General features: G+C 46.3%; 1 protein-coding gene (running past both ends of the window). It reads right to left on the bottom strand.

The whole window is internal to an ImpA family metalloprotease gene (locus BCU34_RS23820) on the bottom strand: the coding sequence, 66,177 nt in all, runs 15,544 nt past the left edge and 32,026 nt past the right edge, and what appears here is coding positions 32,027-50,633, spanning codon 10,676 (partial) through codon 16,878 (partial); reading right to left, the first codon wholly in view occupies positions 18,603-18,605. Both codon boundaries (start and stop) fall beyond the window edges.

Genomic DNA, 18,607 nt, shown 5'->3' with positions numbered 1-18,607 from the left:
TCGAGTTGACCTAGGTAGATAGGACTGTTCGCATCATTCGGATCAGTAAATTGCCCAATTTCAATCCCATCCAAAATGCCATCGCCGTCACTATCAGCGCCATACTGGTTATTCACTTGAACCAACAAGGCTTGCACGTCTGCTTGGGAATTCCACACATTGTTAGTTAACGCTGTACGGTAGTCGTCCAATAACGTATTTTCCAAATATTGGTTTGGAAGCAAGGCGGTTAACTGCGCCATTGTGATAATAGTGCTATCAGCATTTTCAAGTTCAACATACGCTGTTGCAAAACTATTGATCTCGGCAATCTCACTCTCTAGTGCTGCCAACGTGGTAATCGCATCATTTAGCAATTCACGGCGATATAAGCTGACCACAGCAGGTGTGCTATCAAAACCACTGAGGCTAACAAAGTGCGCAAATACATCACTATCCGCAATATTGCTATCGGCGATACGCGAAGCTAAATCAGAAGTGGCGAGTTGGTTGACCAGATCACTCACGTTTAGGCTGTTCACGTCAGAGAAATGCACACCATTTTTGATAACTGACCACGTAATAGTGTCGTTAACGCTTCGGTCTACGGGTAAGGTGGAGAGTAAAATTAAGCTGCTATCCATACCTTGATAATGCAGGTTAACATTCGTGTTATCACCCGTGATGCTTGCTATTTGCAGATCGCCATTCGAGTCAAGCTGCCATAAGATATTTGGCGCTGTTCTTGGTGCTAACACATCCAATTCGACCACATGCTCCCATGTGTTATCAGCCGCGGTAATCGCAATGCGCGCCACGCCATCATTAGTGACGGTGAGTAGCTCATTGGTAACACTAAAGACCGTAGGTGTAAGAGAGGTTAACTGATAGGTTTGATTATCTGAGCTATTAACGCTCAGACTGTGCTTACCATTATTTATATCACCGAGGCTGGCTGTGACAGTGATAGGGGTAGTCACTGGTTTAATCACAATATTTGCAATACGCGAAATACCGTCTACCTCAACACTCACTTGAAGCTGCGCTCCTGCGGTGTAAGCGGCAGTATCTAACATGCCACCGCTAACTGGCGTTAGGACATCCCCATTCAATACACTCACGTTCGCCGCCTCGCTGCTTGGTAGGTAAGCCGATAACAAAACATTGAGATCAATCGTGCCCATATTGGTTTGCAGCACTCGTGGGAAGTACGCCAAGTTACTGTCATTTGTTAGAATGTCATTCACTGCCTGTTGTGCGGCAGCATCCAATCCAAAGGTAGGTGCATTCAACGCGATACTCGTTAAGCCATGACGACGCAACCAGGTTTGCGAATTAAGATACAAGGCGTTCGCGGTGGCTGACGCCAAGCTGTTATCGGCCAAATCGGTGACAAAGTCAGTGACCATACTCGCTAGTGGCTTACCGCCGCCCAATACAGACAGCCCCACCAACGCAGCGCGATAACCCTGCTCTATGTCAGTACCACTTCCGTCCATTTGACTTGGCGCAACACGATATACATCCTCAGCGACCGTGCTACTGAGTAGCTGTTCAGAAACCAGCGCATTTGCGGCGTTGATACCTGTTACGGTTAGGTTTGTGGTGGCCAATTGCGCGGCCATTTCTGTGAACGGGGAGATAGTTACTTGAGCACGACGTGCAATCGAAGGCAATACAGCCGTTAAGGAACCATTACTGAGGGTGATTCCCGTGGCCTCATCGACATAACTGCCGCCTGTCACTTCCACCATAACAGGTAACTGGGTAGGCAAAATCGCAATGGTGTAGGTACCGCTCACGTCTGTGGTGCCGACTGTATGCGTTATATCGGTTGCTTTCGCGCCCGATTCGATTTCATACATACGCACAGTCGCCCCCGCGATATTGTTGGCGACGACTTGTCCTGTTACAACCCATTGTGGATCAAGTGCAAACGCATCAGCATCATTGATAAGGATTTGTAAACTCGCAATATCGCTGATATCAGCCGCATTGCTTTCTGCCACAAAGACTTTGTAATGACTCAAGTTATTGGTATTGACCGTCAAACCAGTAATCGCTTGCAGCATCGCTATCGTCATGGCGTTGGCGTTATTGCTTGCGGCATATTGACTGATCTCATCAACTTGGTTTTGTACGTTGTTTGCCGTTGTGATCACCGATTGCAATTTACTTATAGTATCGACGTTCGTACCAAGTTCACGCGCAATAAAGAAGCGATAATTTTCAATATTATCCGCCTGCACGTTCATCAGCCCCATCACGTCAAACAAAGCTTCAGTCGTTAATGCCGAGGCATCATTACTGTCGGCATAACCCACAATTTGTGCCATGACAGCAACAGAGGCATTGACGCTGTCTATCACATCTTGCACTTCCGCTGTCGAAGTGAAGCTGCCCGCACTTAAAAATTCAACATTGTAAGCCGCCATGTTGGCAACGATGACATTAGAAATATCTTCACTGTTCATCAAGATGGCTTCATCGATGTTTTGGTTGTTTGATAAACGTAAATTGATTTGAATGAGTGTATTTGCCACCACTTGACCTGTACCATAGCCGGTGGTGTCTGGCTCGCCATTATCAAGATAGCCATCGTTATCGTCATCTGGGTCAAGGCGATCAATGATGCCATCGCCATCGGTGTCTTGTTCAATGCCCATGGCTTTTTGATGGGCCGCGTTCAATTCGATAGCAGAAAGCGCGTGGTTATAGGCGGCGAAGCCGTATATGCCTTCATCACCTTGTACCGCGCCCTCCATAATGCCAAGCGGTACACTGGTGTGGCTAATTAATAACGCTTGGGTTAATTGCCCCACTTGCACGCCATTGACCCAAACTTCGGTAACGCCACCACGTGCGATGTAGACAACATGCACCAGATCGCCGTAAGGAGACGTAACCGACTGCCCAGGTACGGCGTCAAAAGTATAATCACCACCACCATATTTGGTTAAACCGAGTTTATTGGTGTTTTTCCACTGCTCAAAACGCAAGCTCCAACCACTGGTACTATTACCCAATATCGCTAATGAATTATTCGGATCGGTTGTGAACTTAAATACAAATTCGTAAGACACATCCCCAGCAAGGGCACTTAAATTGAGCATGTGTTGTGAGCTTTGGTTAACAAAAGTATCGACCACCACTTCAGGCGGATTATTGGCCGCTGAGACATGTGCTGACCAAGCAGGGACGCCAGCACTCGGTAACGCCGCTTGCAAGGTTAACCAGATATCAGCAAATCCATCATTATTGACATCAATTGAGAAATCGATATCGCTGGCATCATAAGGGTCAAAACCTGCTGCTATTTCGATGTCATTGCTGATGCCATCGTTATCCATATCAGGATCAACATTATTTAAGATACCATCACCGTCGGTGTCAGAAAGTGGTCCATCGTTGAGGTTGTTATCGGCATTATCGCCAATGCCATCACCATCCACATCTGACCATTCTGATGAATCGAGAGGGAAAGAATCGTTAACATCATCAAAACCATCGTTATCATCATCAGGATCGAACATGTCATAAACGCCATCAAGATCGGTATCCGTATAAATACTCATGGCTTTGCGGTGTAATAAGGCAATATCATCTTGGCTAAGCGCATGATTATAGGCTGCGAAGGCATAGATACCATCAGAACCAGATACTGTCCCTTCATTGATACCCAGTGGCGCGCTTGGGTCATTGATTAACAAGGCACCTGCATTGATCTCACCCACTTGAATGCCATTTACCCAGCCTTCGGTTTTACCATTTCGACCAATAATCACCACATGAGCTGGATCACCGTAAGGGCTAGCCACTGACTGACCATTAACGGAAGCGAAGGTATAATCGCCTGCCCCAAATTGGGTTGCGCCTAACGTGGCATTGAGTTGTTCGAAACGGATACTCCAATTGGTATTAATGCCTTCATCAAGGTTTCTAAATCCAAGCAGAGTGAGCTTGTTCGATTCATCTTGCGAGAAATGCACGATGAATTCATAGGATACATCACCATCTAAATCACTTAAATCAACGTTGACTTGGCGAGACTGATTAATAAATTCGGTATTGACCACTGCTGGCGCAATCGCCAATGACCGAAGTGCCATTTCCCATTGAGACACACTCATGTTGCCCTGCTCAGGCAGATTGGCTTGAAGTTGCACCCAAATATCAGGCAAACCGTCATTGTCGCTGTCGAGGGTTAAATCGACATCCGATGCATCTGTCGGATCAAACCCATATTGAGTTTCAATAATGTCAGCCAAGCCATCGCCATCAGTATCAGTATGAGGGTCAGTGTCATCAAGATCTGTAATACCCAGGACCCCATCCATATCCTCATCATAAGAATTTGCGTCATTTGGATCCGAACCCGCTCTGATTTCTTGACCATTACTAAAACCATCGTTGTCTGTGTCAGCATCTTTGCCGTCACTAGCATCATTCGGATTTAAACCATTATTCATTTCATCCGCATCGCGAATACCGTCACCATCACTATCAATCGAACCATCAGCGGCATCATAAGGGTCTAATCCGCTGAGAGTTTCATAACCGTCAGTTAAGCCATCTCCGTCCCAATCAGTATTAACATCGTAATCGTCACTGTCGTGTAGATTCCAAATGCCATCGTTGTCGATATCGTTATCTTTATGATCAACCACCCCATCGTTATCAAAATCGGCTGAACCATCCACTAGTGGACTAGTCACATCATTGGCATCCGAGTCGATTAACATCTCATGATAATCGGTGAACCCATCTCCATCAGTGTCGTTACGCACAGTCGGGTTAACTTCTATTTTGTAACGCTGTAGTCGACTAGTGCCATCGTCGTTATCAAACCCTACGTAACCATAAATAATATTGTTTTTAACGCGCATTTCATGGCTTTTACCAGTAGGGAAAACGCCTTCCATACGTGTAAATGGCATGATGATATTCAACTCTTTATCAAATATCATGTAGGCGTTGTATTTGTAGTCTAAACGGCCCCATATCTCCATTAATACAAAAATCATGTCGTTATGAATACGCACAGGCTTCACGCGCGACACATTATGCTCAGGGTCAGTAAAGTCAGTGAACCAAAGAGTATGTTTATTCTCTTGAGGGGTTTCTCTGCCGATCGCATCATAATAGAATTCGCTTTCATGCTCGCCATGGGACAAATACGTCAAGCCATTACTTGTATCTTTAGACACAGACGTTGCCATCAAGTTGTAGGCTTTGTTTTGCATGCCACCAATTTCAGCACTGTTGAGCCCTCTCTCACCAGCACTAAAGCTAATATACCTGTCATCCATGACCACAATGTCACCTTGTTGCATGTAAACATAGTTATCATTTGACCAGGTGTAGAAGGTTTCAAGCTCCGAAGAAATCGCTTCATACACTTCCTCCGGTTCACCCCACATGTTATTAGGCATGTTGGCATGTAGGGTTTTAATGCGATGCATCGGAATATTTATTTTTTCATTTTCATTGAACTTCACGATATCCAAACCGCGCGGTACGTTATCGCCTGTATTTAAAAATAAAAAATACCCATCAGGATCGTACGCGACGCTCGTACCAAATTGATGACCTCTTAATTGACCATAATTTTTAGTAACTTCTAATGTATTAACATCAATGATCATCCCTCTGCCGCCTTGATGATTAATACCATCATTGCCCTTTGGATAAGCCACAGTGGCATTCAGCGCAAGTATGTCTCCAGCCCAATGCATTTTACTCGGTATCATCCGATTGTTGTCAGATGTATGATAAGGGTTATCGGTCAACGCCCAACCATTGAATCCATCGGGTCCTCCATCCATGGCTTTGGTTTGTATCATTGTCTCCACATTAAGATCATAGTGAGTGATAAATACAGGAAATGGCGTCACTTTATCTGGATTACCCTTCGCATCAGCCACGATATAAATCACTTCGCCTGTTCCGTTGTCAGCAACCATGCTTAAGGTTAAGTTTGAAGGGTTTGGTAGCGATAAAGTGCGGCGAATTGTTCCATCAGAATTGAACTCGGTGTAGTAAATAACCGTCGTATCTTCTTCCTGCCAAACCACACCGTCATAAACACCATTGAACACCGGTGTGTAAGCGTTGTATGTCATAAAATGATACGCCGGGTTTGGATACGCGTTCACATTAGGATCGTGAAGGTTTCCACTGATTTGGTGCACATCGGTTTGAATTGTCAAAGCAGGACTTGAATAGTGATTCATGGTGTGGGCGGTGCTAATACTATTTGAGTATCGATTTTCACCGGTCGCCAGATTATTCCAAACGCTTGGTTCGGCATCCACACTGTCTACAATACCATCGTGGTCAGTATCATAACTGGACGCATCGCTTGGATCAGAACCATCCTGATATTCCACTAGGTTAGTAAAACTATCACCATCCAAATCGGCGATTTCATCATCATTATTGATTAACGGATCAAAACCATAAGTGGTTTCAAATCCATCGCCCATACCATCACCATCGGTATCGGAATCAACGGAGTACGCATTGGCATCAATGTCGTCATTGACACCATCTCCGTCGAGATCAAGGTCGATCCCATTTTCAATCCCATCACCATCTAAATCAGAGGTTGGCAAATTGAAGGCTATGCGCAATGTTTTTTGGTTAACCAACAAACCGGAAGAAGAAACAAGGTTGACCGATAAGAGACCAGAATCGTAGTTTTTGCCTGTTGGTAAGGCATACAAACTACTTGGATCAACCGACAACTCGAAGGTATTCACATCCGCCGCGGTTAAAATAAAATCGTTAAACGAGTTCGCATGGGTGTAGGCACCCGCCAATCCTTTGTAGGTACGACGACCCGTGATAACGATGTCATATTCGTTACCATCAAGGTCAAAGATTTTGGACAGCAAGGTAGATGACAGTGGATATTCAAGTTGAGTACTCGTTGTTGTGTATATATTCGTGCTACCTAGCACACCAGAGCTTGGTAGTAATACAATGGTCTCCCCCTGACCATAATTGATGATATTACGTTCTTCAATCGTCACCATGTTGTCATGCTGAAGAATATGCAGGTCGACTTGCTCAAACTCTACCGGATCCGTTACTGCGATCTGTTGAGCGTCAGCATCAAATAAGGCGATTTCGATTTGATGTAAACCCGAAGATAAATCTGTTAACGCAACCCTGCTACCAGTGCCATCTACCCAATCTCCACCATCTAAGCGGTACTGCCAAGTTTGATATGCCAAGAAGCTATTAAATCGGATCTCAGTAGCATTGCTGCTGGTTGCATCAGCATGCACACTGACCAAATCGGCGGCAAAAAGCGGCGTGTCATCAGGTACTACCACAAATTGTGTATCTTGAGTTTTTTGACCGAGGGAAATCGGCAATTGTACCCAGCGATCATTGGCAATAAATTCTGGATTAATCGTGGTGTAATGCTTTGCCAACCATTGCGTACCATCATGATTGACTAAATAAACGTGATAAGGTTTATCGTCAGCTAAGTAAATCATCGGCATGACAGTAAAGTATTTTTGATAATAACTACTGCCGGCAAGTTGATGCATACCAACGGTGTAAATAGATAACGCCGGATTCAGAGACGGTGAAATCGATTGGGTCACCGAGTATTGGCGATTGATTTTGCTTTCGTGATTACTCTTCCAAGCGCTACAGGTGTAATTAGTACCACCATAAACCGATAAAGCAAGATCTCCTAAACGCTCAGACGGTGTGAAAGTTTCGCTACAATCCGCCGTAGTACCGTCGATAGCATAACGCAATGGCACAATGTCATTGGTACCATTAAAGACATTGCTACCTACTTGTACCATCAACTGATTGACATCAAGTTGACCGTTGCCATCCATGTCGGTATCCAGCACGTTTATAGAGCCATCACCATCTAAATCACCCGCACCATCAAAAACAGGATGATTGGCATTCTGTGGATCAGAGCCTTGAGCGATTTCGATGCTATCTAAAATACTGTCACCATCCGAATCCATCACATTGTCATTATTCACGACTGCAATCAAAGCTTGCACTTCAGCTGGGGTATTCCACACATTACCTGCCAATGTCGCTTGGTATTCAGCGATCAAACTCGCTGCCAAATATTGCGTTGGCAACAAGGCTTGGATTTGTTCAATCGTGATATTCGCGTTTGGCGTGTTTTGTAAATCAACAAAAGCAGTGGCGGTGCTGTTCACGCTGTCAATGGTATTTTCAAGCGCTGTCAATGACGTTACCGCTTGATTGGCCAGTTCACTACGATACAAGCTCAAGACCGTTGCATCACTTGATAGGCCAGTTAGACCGATAAAGTGCGCAAACAAATCCGCATCTACGATGTTAGCGTCTGCCACGCGCGCCGCCAAATTCGCAACGGCTAATGGATTCACCACATCCACCACAGGCAGAGTCACTACATCAGAGAAGCGCACTCCGTCTTTGATCACTGACCAAGAAATGGTATCGCTGGCAGTGCGATCGACTGGCAAACTGGTCAGTATCGTTAAGCTAGAATCCACGCCTTGATAATTCAAGCTAACATGGTTGTTATCGCCATTAATGCTCGCCACTTGCAAATCGCCATTGCTATCAAGCTGCCAAGTGATACTTGGGGCGGTTCTTAGACTGAGCACATCAATACTCACCACCTCTTGCCATGCATTATCAGAAGCAGTAATCGCAAAACGGGCAACGCCGTCGTTAAGTACACTGACGCTTTCGTTGGCAAAGGTCGCTACATCAGGGGTTAAGCTTTCGATGGTGACACTTTGACTATCAGAAGCGGTCACCGTCAGAGTGTGAGAGCCATTATTGATGTCGCCAAGGGTTGAAGTAACAGAAACAGGTGTCGCGCTAGGTTGCAGGGTAATGGTTTCTAAACGCGCAACCCCGTCTACGTCCACGCTAACTTGAAGCTGGGTACCACTGCTGTACAAGCTGGTATCGAAGGTCCCTGTGAGTGCCGTTAAGCTGTCACCCTCAAGGACGCTGACACTGACACTGCTGCCTGTTGGCACATAACCTGAGAGTAACGCAGTAAGATCAAGCGACCCTGTACTGGTTTGAAGCACTTCAGGGAAGTACGCCAAAGTTAGATCATTGGCAAAGGCGGTATCCACTGCTTGTTGTGCGGCGCTATCGAGGGCAAAGGTTGGTACATTAAGCGCTAGATCGGTCATGCCATGACGACGAAGCCAAGTTTGGGTATTGAGGTACAAGGCTTTAGCTGTATTGGCATTGAGTGAGTTGTCAGACAAATCTGTCGCAATATCTTGTGTCACATTGGCAAGAGCTTCACCACCGCCAAGTACCGACAAGCCAATCAAGGCAGTGCGATATTGCTGCGCAAGTCCTGTACCTGTCGTATCCATCGCCGCAGGCGCAATCGCAAACACATCATCGGCATGGGTGGAATCTAAGAAGGTGCTGGCAATCAAGGCGTTCGCGCTGTTGATCCCTGCCACAGTCAGATCCGTTGCCGCGACTTTAGCTGCTATATCTGTGAGTGGTGACACAGTCACGGCTTCACGGCGAGCAATCTCTGGTAATACGCTGGTTAATGTGGTGTTCGTTATGGTATTGCCGGTGGCTTCATCTTGATAAGACCCGCCTGAGATTTCCATCATCACCGGAAGCGTAGTAGGCACAATCGCCATACTAAAGGCACCATTGGCATCGGTAGTGCCTTCTGTATGAGTAATATCGGCACCTTTAGCGCCTGATTCAATCGCATACACACGCACTGTTGCGCCACTGATGTTGTTCGCCACCGCTTGCCCTGTCACTGCCCATTGTGGATCGAGCGCAAAGGCATCGGCATCATTAATGATGAGCTGTAAACTGGCTAAATCAATGATGTCCGCCGCCGCACTATCAGCGACAAACTCTTTGTAGTAACTGAGGTTATTGCTGTCTACCGACAAGCCGGCAATGCTTTGTAACATAGCAATGGTCAAGGCATTGGCATTATCGTTCGCAGCGTATTGACTAATGACATCAATCTGCGCTTGGCTGGCATTGGCGCTATCAATCAGTGTTTGTAACTTGGCTGCGGTATCGACGTTATTGCCAACGTCTACAGCAATCAAGGCTTTGTAGTACGCATGATTATTCGCAACAAGCGCGGTTAAGCCCATCACGCTGCTTAAATCCGCGAAGCTTAAGTTGTTGGCATCATTGGCATTCGCGTATCCGACAATCTCCATCAACACACTCACGGAGGTATTGACCGTATTAATCACATTTTGTAGTTGTGCTGATGAGGTCAAAGTGCCTAGGCGGGTAAATTCCGCATTATACAAAGCCATATTCGCCGTCAAGATGCCAGTGAATTCTCCGCTATCAACGAGAACTGACTCACTCACCGTTTGATTACTGGCAATAAGCGTATTGATATCATCAATAATGTTGACAAGCGAGGCGACATGATCCAATGCCACACTGTCATTTTCCATGCCATCATTGCTGAGTAATTCAACAAAGGTTGTGGCATCAATACGGCTTGGTAGTGCAATGTAACGTTTAGTCGTCGTGTGGTCACTCACAGGATGGAAGAAGAAAGTCAATTCATTGGTGTTGACGTTTTCCACCTCAATAACGCTGGTCAAACCGTAATTGCTGTCGACCTCATACAAGGTATGTGCTTCATTGCTCGCTAATTGCAGATAGATATAGGTCTTATTGTCATAACTTGATGTCGCATCATTAGCAGGGCCTGAGATATCATACATCGGGTAAACACCTTCGCCCGCCACGTTGGCAAGGAAAACCGTCACATCAAAATCATGGTGGGACCAAGATGTTTCAGAATAACAGCCGTAATCGGTCGATTTAAAGTCGGCACCCACGGCAAGATACAAGGTGTGCGCGTATTCGCTATTATCCGGCCCGCTACAGCTACTCGCTGATTGACTACTTGGCCAGTTTGCGGCGACATCATTTGGACGAACAGTAATATCACCAGGCAAGGCAATAGTACCAACCTCAAGTACGCCATCGCGAACATAGGTACCCGAAGCAGGATCATCGAGATTTAAGACGGTATCACTTGAGCTGCCTGTGGAACCGCCATTATTTGTACTGCCAGCGCCTAGCGTGTTGTAAGTGCCTGATGTATCGACTGTGACGCCTGACATGTCTGTGCCTACTGGCACCATCACAAGGTAAACATCGGAAGTAATTTCATTAAACTTACGGTCAATAAAGACAAAACCATTTGGATTAAAGTCCGTACCTGCAATGTCCATAACTTTAGCATAGGTCCAACCATTGTTTACGCGTACGACTTGATACAAAGTATAATTAGCCGGCACAACTTTAATGAACAGCTTGGTTGGGTTAATAAAAAATGCAGAAGGAGGCGTTGTCGCAGGTGAAATACGGTAGTGTGGTAAGGGTCCCAATGCAGGGCTCACCGTAGTCGCTACATTGTAATCGGTATAAGCATAAGACGGAGCTTTGTAGCACATGTTATTATTGGTGCTATCCGGGTTAGCTTGAACTAGATAGATAGCTTCATGTTTATCATCTTCACTTGGCCCATCGTCACAAATATCGTTGATTACAGTACCGTCAATGCCGCTCAGTAATGAACTTGATAAGGCAGGAAGCGTCGTTTGAACATTATCTTCGGTTCCGTCACCATCCAAGTCGGTATCAATACCATTCACAGTCCCGTCGTTATCGGTATCCAAATTACCTCGATATACTGGGTCATTAGGGTCATTGGCAGCATAACCGCTATTTAGTTCAGTGATGTTATTGATGCCATCCCCATCCAGATCCTCCTGGCTGTCATCGATGCCCACATTTAAGCCAAAGATGGTTTCCCAGATGTCCACCATGGTGTCGTTGTCACTGTCGATGCTTAAATCGACATCATTCGCATCAAGCGGGTCTAGACCATTTTCTGTTTCGACAATATCGGCAATGGAATCACCGTCAGTATCAGATAATGGGTCGGTATCATCCACATCATAGATTCCGTGTACACCATCTAAATCGCCATCATAAGCATTGGCATCAAGTGGATCAGTGTTAGCAACAATTTCAGCTAAGTTGGTGAAGCCATCTCCGTCACTGTCAACGTTTGCACCATCACTGTTGTCGTTCGGGTTGAGGTTCCATGCCAATTCCAGAGCATCGCGTAGACCATCACTATCGCTATCGGTCATACCATCACTGTTATCATAAGGATTAAGACCGGCTTGTGTTTCATAACCATCAGGTAGGCCATCGCCATCGTAGTCCGTATTCGCATTGAGCGGATTACTGTCGTCCATATCCGAGACACCATCGGCATCATCGTCGTAGTCCATGTGATTTGGAATACCGTCACTGTCAGTGTCTAAATCACCATTAGCAAGCGGCGAATTAGGATCGTTGGCATCGCTACCAAGCAATTGTTCATAGTAATCACCATAGCCATCATTGTCGGTGTCGATAGTTGGATCACCATTGAGAGTAATGGTAAAACGCTGCAACATGCCATTCGCACTGCTGTAACCATAGGCGGTGCCACTTTCAACCCTTGGTTCATGCGAGCGACCGAATATGATGTCTTGACGCATACGAGTGAGTGGCACTAGCACTTGCAACTCTTTGTTGACCATCATGTAGGCACTGTAGTCATAACCATCGTAGGTGTGGAATTCCATCAAGAGTAAGATGACATTATCGGCAAGTTTCAAGGGTTTCAAGCGACTAATGTTGTCTTGAATATCGGTAAAGTCTGTTAGCCACACTACATTACGGTTGATCTCTTGACGATAAGCTCCCCCAAAATCGTAAAACGCCGTCGCTTCGTACTCGCCGAAGCTCAAGTATTCATTCTCACTGAGGTCTTTACCGGTTGCCACAACCGCGATATTACGAGATTTGTTGTGCGCTTGACCGGTTTCATCATTGCGAAGCCCGCGCTCACTATTCATGAAGCTTAGGAATCGATCGTCCATTTCAACCACACCAGCTAGCTCAGAATAAGTACGATTATCATTCGACCATTTATAGAAGGTCGTGGTCGGCGTCGATATTTCCGTATACTCATCAAACGTCATCCCCGCAGGATTGTTTGGCGAGCGACCATGCAAGGTTTTTATACGGAGTAAATTTTGAATATATCGCGTACTGTCATTCCATTGGAGGATATTAATGCCACGTGGATAAGCATCTCCAAGAACGGTAGAGATAAAGTTGCCTTGACCATCCACCATTAGCGTTCCACCAAATTGGTGTCCCGAAATTTGCCCCCATGATTTAACGAAATTAAGCGTGTTAGCATCATATACGTAAGCGCCGCCGCCTTGATGATTAAGGCCATCGCTCGGCGTCTGGGTATAAGTACGCAAGAGATTAAGACCAATACGGTCTCCCGACCAGGCTAACTTGCTTGGGTAATTACCTACTTTCCAAAAATTCAACGCCCCTTCACCGCTAGGACTAGTATTAAGCTCTTTTTCAACGATGGTTGTTTGGCTATTTAAATTATAACGGACCAAACGGGCTGTAGTTGGGGTGACTCTGTCTGAAGCGCCGCCAGTGGCTGCTAAACCATACACAATATCGCCACTACCATTACTTGTTGCTGCCAAGAGGTTCTCAGCCGATGCGTTCGGTAAAGTGATCGTCCGATTATGCGTGCCATCGATATTAAATTCGCTATAGTAGACCGCCATATTGGTTTGATCTTGCCAAACCACACCGTCTTTAGTGCCATTGCTCACCGCAGAGTACGCTACTTTCGGCATATAGTTGGACGAGTGGGAATTCAAACTAGCTGCATAATCTTCATAAGGTACATACATGTCTTCATTACGGCTATGTGCTTCTGTCATGATCCGAACTACTGGCGATGTGTATTCCGTACGTTCATGGCCTGTAGATACAGTGGTAACGCCCAAACGTTCACCGGTAGCTAGGTTGTTCCACACAGTTGGCTCTGCATCGTCTGGATCAAGAATGCCATCATGATCGGTATCAAAACTGGTATTATCAGTTGGATCGGAACCGTCTTGATATTCCACCAAGTTGATGAAACCATCACCATCCAAATCGCCACTTTCATCGCCAGCGATTAATGGGTCTAAACCATAGGTGGTTTCAAAGCCATCTCCCATGCCATCGCCATCGGTATCGGATATCACGCTGTAGCTGTTAACATCAACGGTATCTTGCACACCATCGCCATCCAGATCGAGGTCTATACCGTCCTCAATACCATCACCATCAAAATCATTGTACGGTAAGGTGAAATCAATACTGAATGGATAAATACTCAGCTCTTCTTGCGCTGAAGTAACATAACGCAATTTCACTACGCCACCATGATACTGGATCCCTGTTGGCAAGGCGCTGAAACTGCCGCTATCTAGCGAAATGTGGAAATAATTAACTGTATCAAAACTCGGCGATGGCTCACCTGGAATGGTGACATAGTGCATCGCTGTTTGAAGTTGATTGTAAATACGATGCCCTTTCAACATCACTGGATAAGCATTGCCCTCGGCATCTTTCACCTCTACCGTGAAACGGGTGTCGAGCTCGAAGGTTTCCCAAAAATTTGGGGTCACTGTTGCGCTAGGACCTGTTAAGCCCGAGCCTGGCAACATAGCAACGGCCTGGTATTCACTGCCCGTGTAATGGTTTACATAATCGAAGGATAAGGTGTTCTCTGGCGTGAGGTTTTCAACCGCATAAATTTCCGCTGTTGTGGTTTGCGAATCGATCGCCGTTATTGGATTGCTATCGGCATCAATGATTTCCATTTCTGCCGTGTGCTGACCAAGGTTTAATCCTGTTAAAACCACGCTTGGATCTATAGCTGTTATCCATTCACCGCCATCCAGACGGTAACGCCAAGCGTCAAAGTTGATCCGAGTAGAGAAGGATAAACGGGTGTCATCATTATTCAGTTGTACCAAGCTAAAGTTAGAAATCAGCTCACCGTAGAGATCCAAATCTTCTGGCACTGCCATGAGGTTCAACGCCGTGGTGCGCTCACTCACGTCTTGATTAATGAATAACCAGTTGTCATCAGGAATATCATCGGCCTCAATGGTTTGTAATTTAGTCGCGACCCAATCACTGCCATTTATGGTCACTTCATAAATGTCGTATTTCACAGCACGCGGCAAACGCAGCATTGGGTAAGTTTCATTTAAACGGAACCCCGTTGGTGCTAATTGATGTGGACCGATTTGATACAAGGGTATCGCGGTATTGAACTGATAGCTGATCCCTTCGTTGACAGTATATTGCGTAGCACTGTAACCGGTGTTGGCAAAACTACAGCCGTAGCCAGCATCATGGTAAACCAACGCAATATTACCCACCATTTCGCTTGGGGAAGCACTGGCAGGACAACCATCACTGCTGCTTGTAATGTAAGGAATAGGTAAAGCATCAACATTACCAGCAAGAACACCGGAATTGAGCGTGACATAGAGTTCGTTTTCATCCGCTGTGCCATTGCCATCCAAATCGGTATCTAAGCCATTCACTGTGCCATCGTTGTCAGTGTCTATTTGACCAAGGTAAATCGGATGATTGGCATCATTCGGGTCGCTAAATTGCGCCAATTCCACCCCGTCAAACAAGCCATCACCATCGCTATCAACGGCATTGGCATTATTGACAGCGATTAACAAGGCTTGTGCTTCATCTGGGGTATTCCACGTATTACTCGCTAAGCTGGCCTGATAATCCGTCAACAAACTGGCTGCAAGGTATTGACTCGGGAACAAGGTTTGCAGTTGCGTTAATGTAATGCTGGCATTGGCGGTATTTTGTAAATCAATAAAGGCTGTGGCGATGCTGTTCACACTGGCAATGGTATCTTCAAGCGCGGTCAATGACGTTACTGCTTGACTGACCAGTTCGCTACGGTACAAGTTTAAGACCGTTGCATCACTTGATACGCCAGTTAAACCGATAAAGTGGGCAAACAGATCCGCATCTGCGATGTTCGTGTCAGCCACTCGCGCCGCCAAATTCGCGACAGCTAATGGATTCACTACGTCCACCACATGTTGAGTGACAACATTTGAGAAGCGAACACCGTCTTTGATCACTGACCAAGAAATGGTATCGCTGGCAGTGCGATCGACTGGCAAACTGGTCAGCATGGTTAAGCTCGAATCCACGCCTTGATAATTCAAGCTGACATGGTTGTTCTCGCCATTGATGCTCGCTACTTGCAAATCACCATTGCTATCAAGCTGCCAAGTGATACTTGGGGCGGTTCTTGGACTGAGCACATCAAGAGCCACCACCTCTTGCCATGCATTATCAGAGGCGGTTATCGCAAAACGGGCAACACCATCGTTGAGTACGCTGACGCTGTCGTTGGCAAAGGTCGCCACATCAGGGGTTAAGCTTTCGATAGTGACGGTTTGGATATCGGAAGGTGTCACCGTAAAGCTATGCGAGCCGTTGTTGATGTCGCCAAGCGTTGAGGTAACAGAGACAGGTGTGATGCTAGGTTGCAGGGTAATGGTTTCTAAACGGGCAACACCGTCTACGTCCACGCTAACTTGAAGCTGGGCACCACTGCTGTACAAACTGGTGTCTAAAGTGCCGCTGCTGAGTTCGATTAAGTTACCCGCATCAACAACACTGACCGACAATGACGATCCCGTTGGTATATAAGCAGACAACAAGCCTGTCAAATCAAGCGTTCCTGTGCTGGTTTGCAGCATTTCAGGGAAGTACGCCAAGGTCGTGTCATTGGCAAGCACGGCATCCACCGCTTGTTGCGCTGCGCTATCTAAGCCAAAGGTTGGCACATTGAGCGCCAAATCTGTCATGCCATGACGGCGTAGCCAAGTTTGGGTATTGAGGTATAAGGCTTTGGCGGTATTAACCTCTAGCGTGTTGTCAGCCAAATCTGTCGCGAGATCATTCACCACATTGGCAACGGATTCACCACCACCAAGCACCGACAAACCAATCAAGGCTGTGCGATATTGCTGCGCAAGCCCTGTGCCTGTGGCATTCATCGACTCTGGCGCAACCGTAAACACATCATCGGCATTAGCAGAACCCAAGAAGGTGCTGGCAACCAAAGCGTTCGCCGCATTAATGCCGATCACGGTCAAATCACTGCCCGCGACTTTAGTGGCAATGTCGGTAAGTGGTGATATCGTCACGACTTCACGGCGAGCAATCTCTGGTAATACGCTGGTTAATGTGGTGTTGGTTAATGTATGACCCGTGGCTTCATCAATGTAAACACCGCCGGTAATTTCCATCATCACCGGAAGCGGCGTTGGCAAAATCGTCATGCTGAACGAACCGTTCGCATCGGTAGTGCCAGCCGTGTGAGTTATGTCAGTGCCTTTGGCACCCACTTCAATTGCAAACACACGCACTGTCGCGCCACTGATGTTATTCGCCACCGCTTGCCCTGTCACTGCCCATTGTGGATCAAGTGCAAAGGCATCAGCATCACTGATGACAAGCTGCAAACTGGCTAAATCCGTAATTGACGAAGCAGTACTATCGGCAACAAACTCTTTGTAGTAAGACAGGTTATTGCTGTCTACCGACAAGCCTGCAATGCCTTGCAGCATGGCAATGGTTAACGGTTCCGCGTAGTTGTTAGCCGCATATTGGCTAATGGCATCGATTTGAGATTGGCTCGCGTTCGCAGTGTTGATTAGAGTTTGTAACTTGGCGGCGGTATCTACGTTATCGCCAACATCTGAAGCAATCAAGGCTTTGTAGTACGCATGATTATTCGCACCAAGCGAAGTTAAGCCCATCACGCTGCTTAAATCCGCAAAACTTAGGTTGCTGGCATCATTAGTATTCGCGTACCCCACAATCTCCATCAACACACTCGCGGAGGTATTGACCGTATTAATCACATTTTGTAATTGTGGTAATGAGGTCAAAGTACCTAAGCGGGTAAATTCCGCATTATACAAGGCCATGTTACCTGTGATGATATTACTAAACCTGCCACTATCGACTAATAGCGCTTCATCAACAGTTTGGTTATTCGCCAACAAGGCATTGATGTCGTTCAGCACCGTAGCAACCGCTTGCCCCGTCCCATAGCCCGAGGTGTCTGGGTCGCCATTATCGAGATAACCATCGTTATCATCGTCAGGGTCAATCACATCATAAATACCGTCGCCATCCGTATCGGTGTAAATACTCAAGGCTTTACGATAACCTGCGGCGATTTCTTCGGCTGAAAGCGCGCGGTTATGGGCAGCAAAGCCATAGATGCCTTCAGCCCCTTGTACACTGCCTTCATTAATACCGAGCGGTGTGGCGGGATCATTGATAAGCATAGGTTGACCACTGATTTGCCCAACTTGAACACCATTCACCCAGACTTCGCTATTACTGCCTCGGGCAAGGAAGACAATGTGGATGGGATCACCGTAAGGGGAATTAATAGATTGCCCATTCACCGCCGTAAACGTATGGTCAGCCGAACCATATTTCGTCGCACCCATCTTGCCGTTAGTCGAATATTGCTCAAAACGTAAACTCCATTCGGTGTTGAGTCCAATACTATTATTTCTCAAACCCAGTATCGCCAAGGAATTAGAACGGTCCGTTTCAAAATGTACGATGAACTCGTAAGACACTTCTCCACTTAATGCGGTCA

This window comes from Vibrio sp. 10N.286.45.E10 (assembly GCF_002874195.2).
In the GTDB taxonomy this organism is placed as follows: domain Bacteria; phylum Pseudomonadota; class Gammaproteobacteria; order Enterobacterales; family Vibrionaceae; genus Vibrio; species Vibrio crassostreae.
Note: the sequence above shows the minus strand (reverse complement) of the source record. Positions and strands in the feature narration are given on the sequence as shown.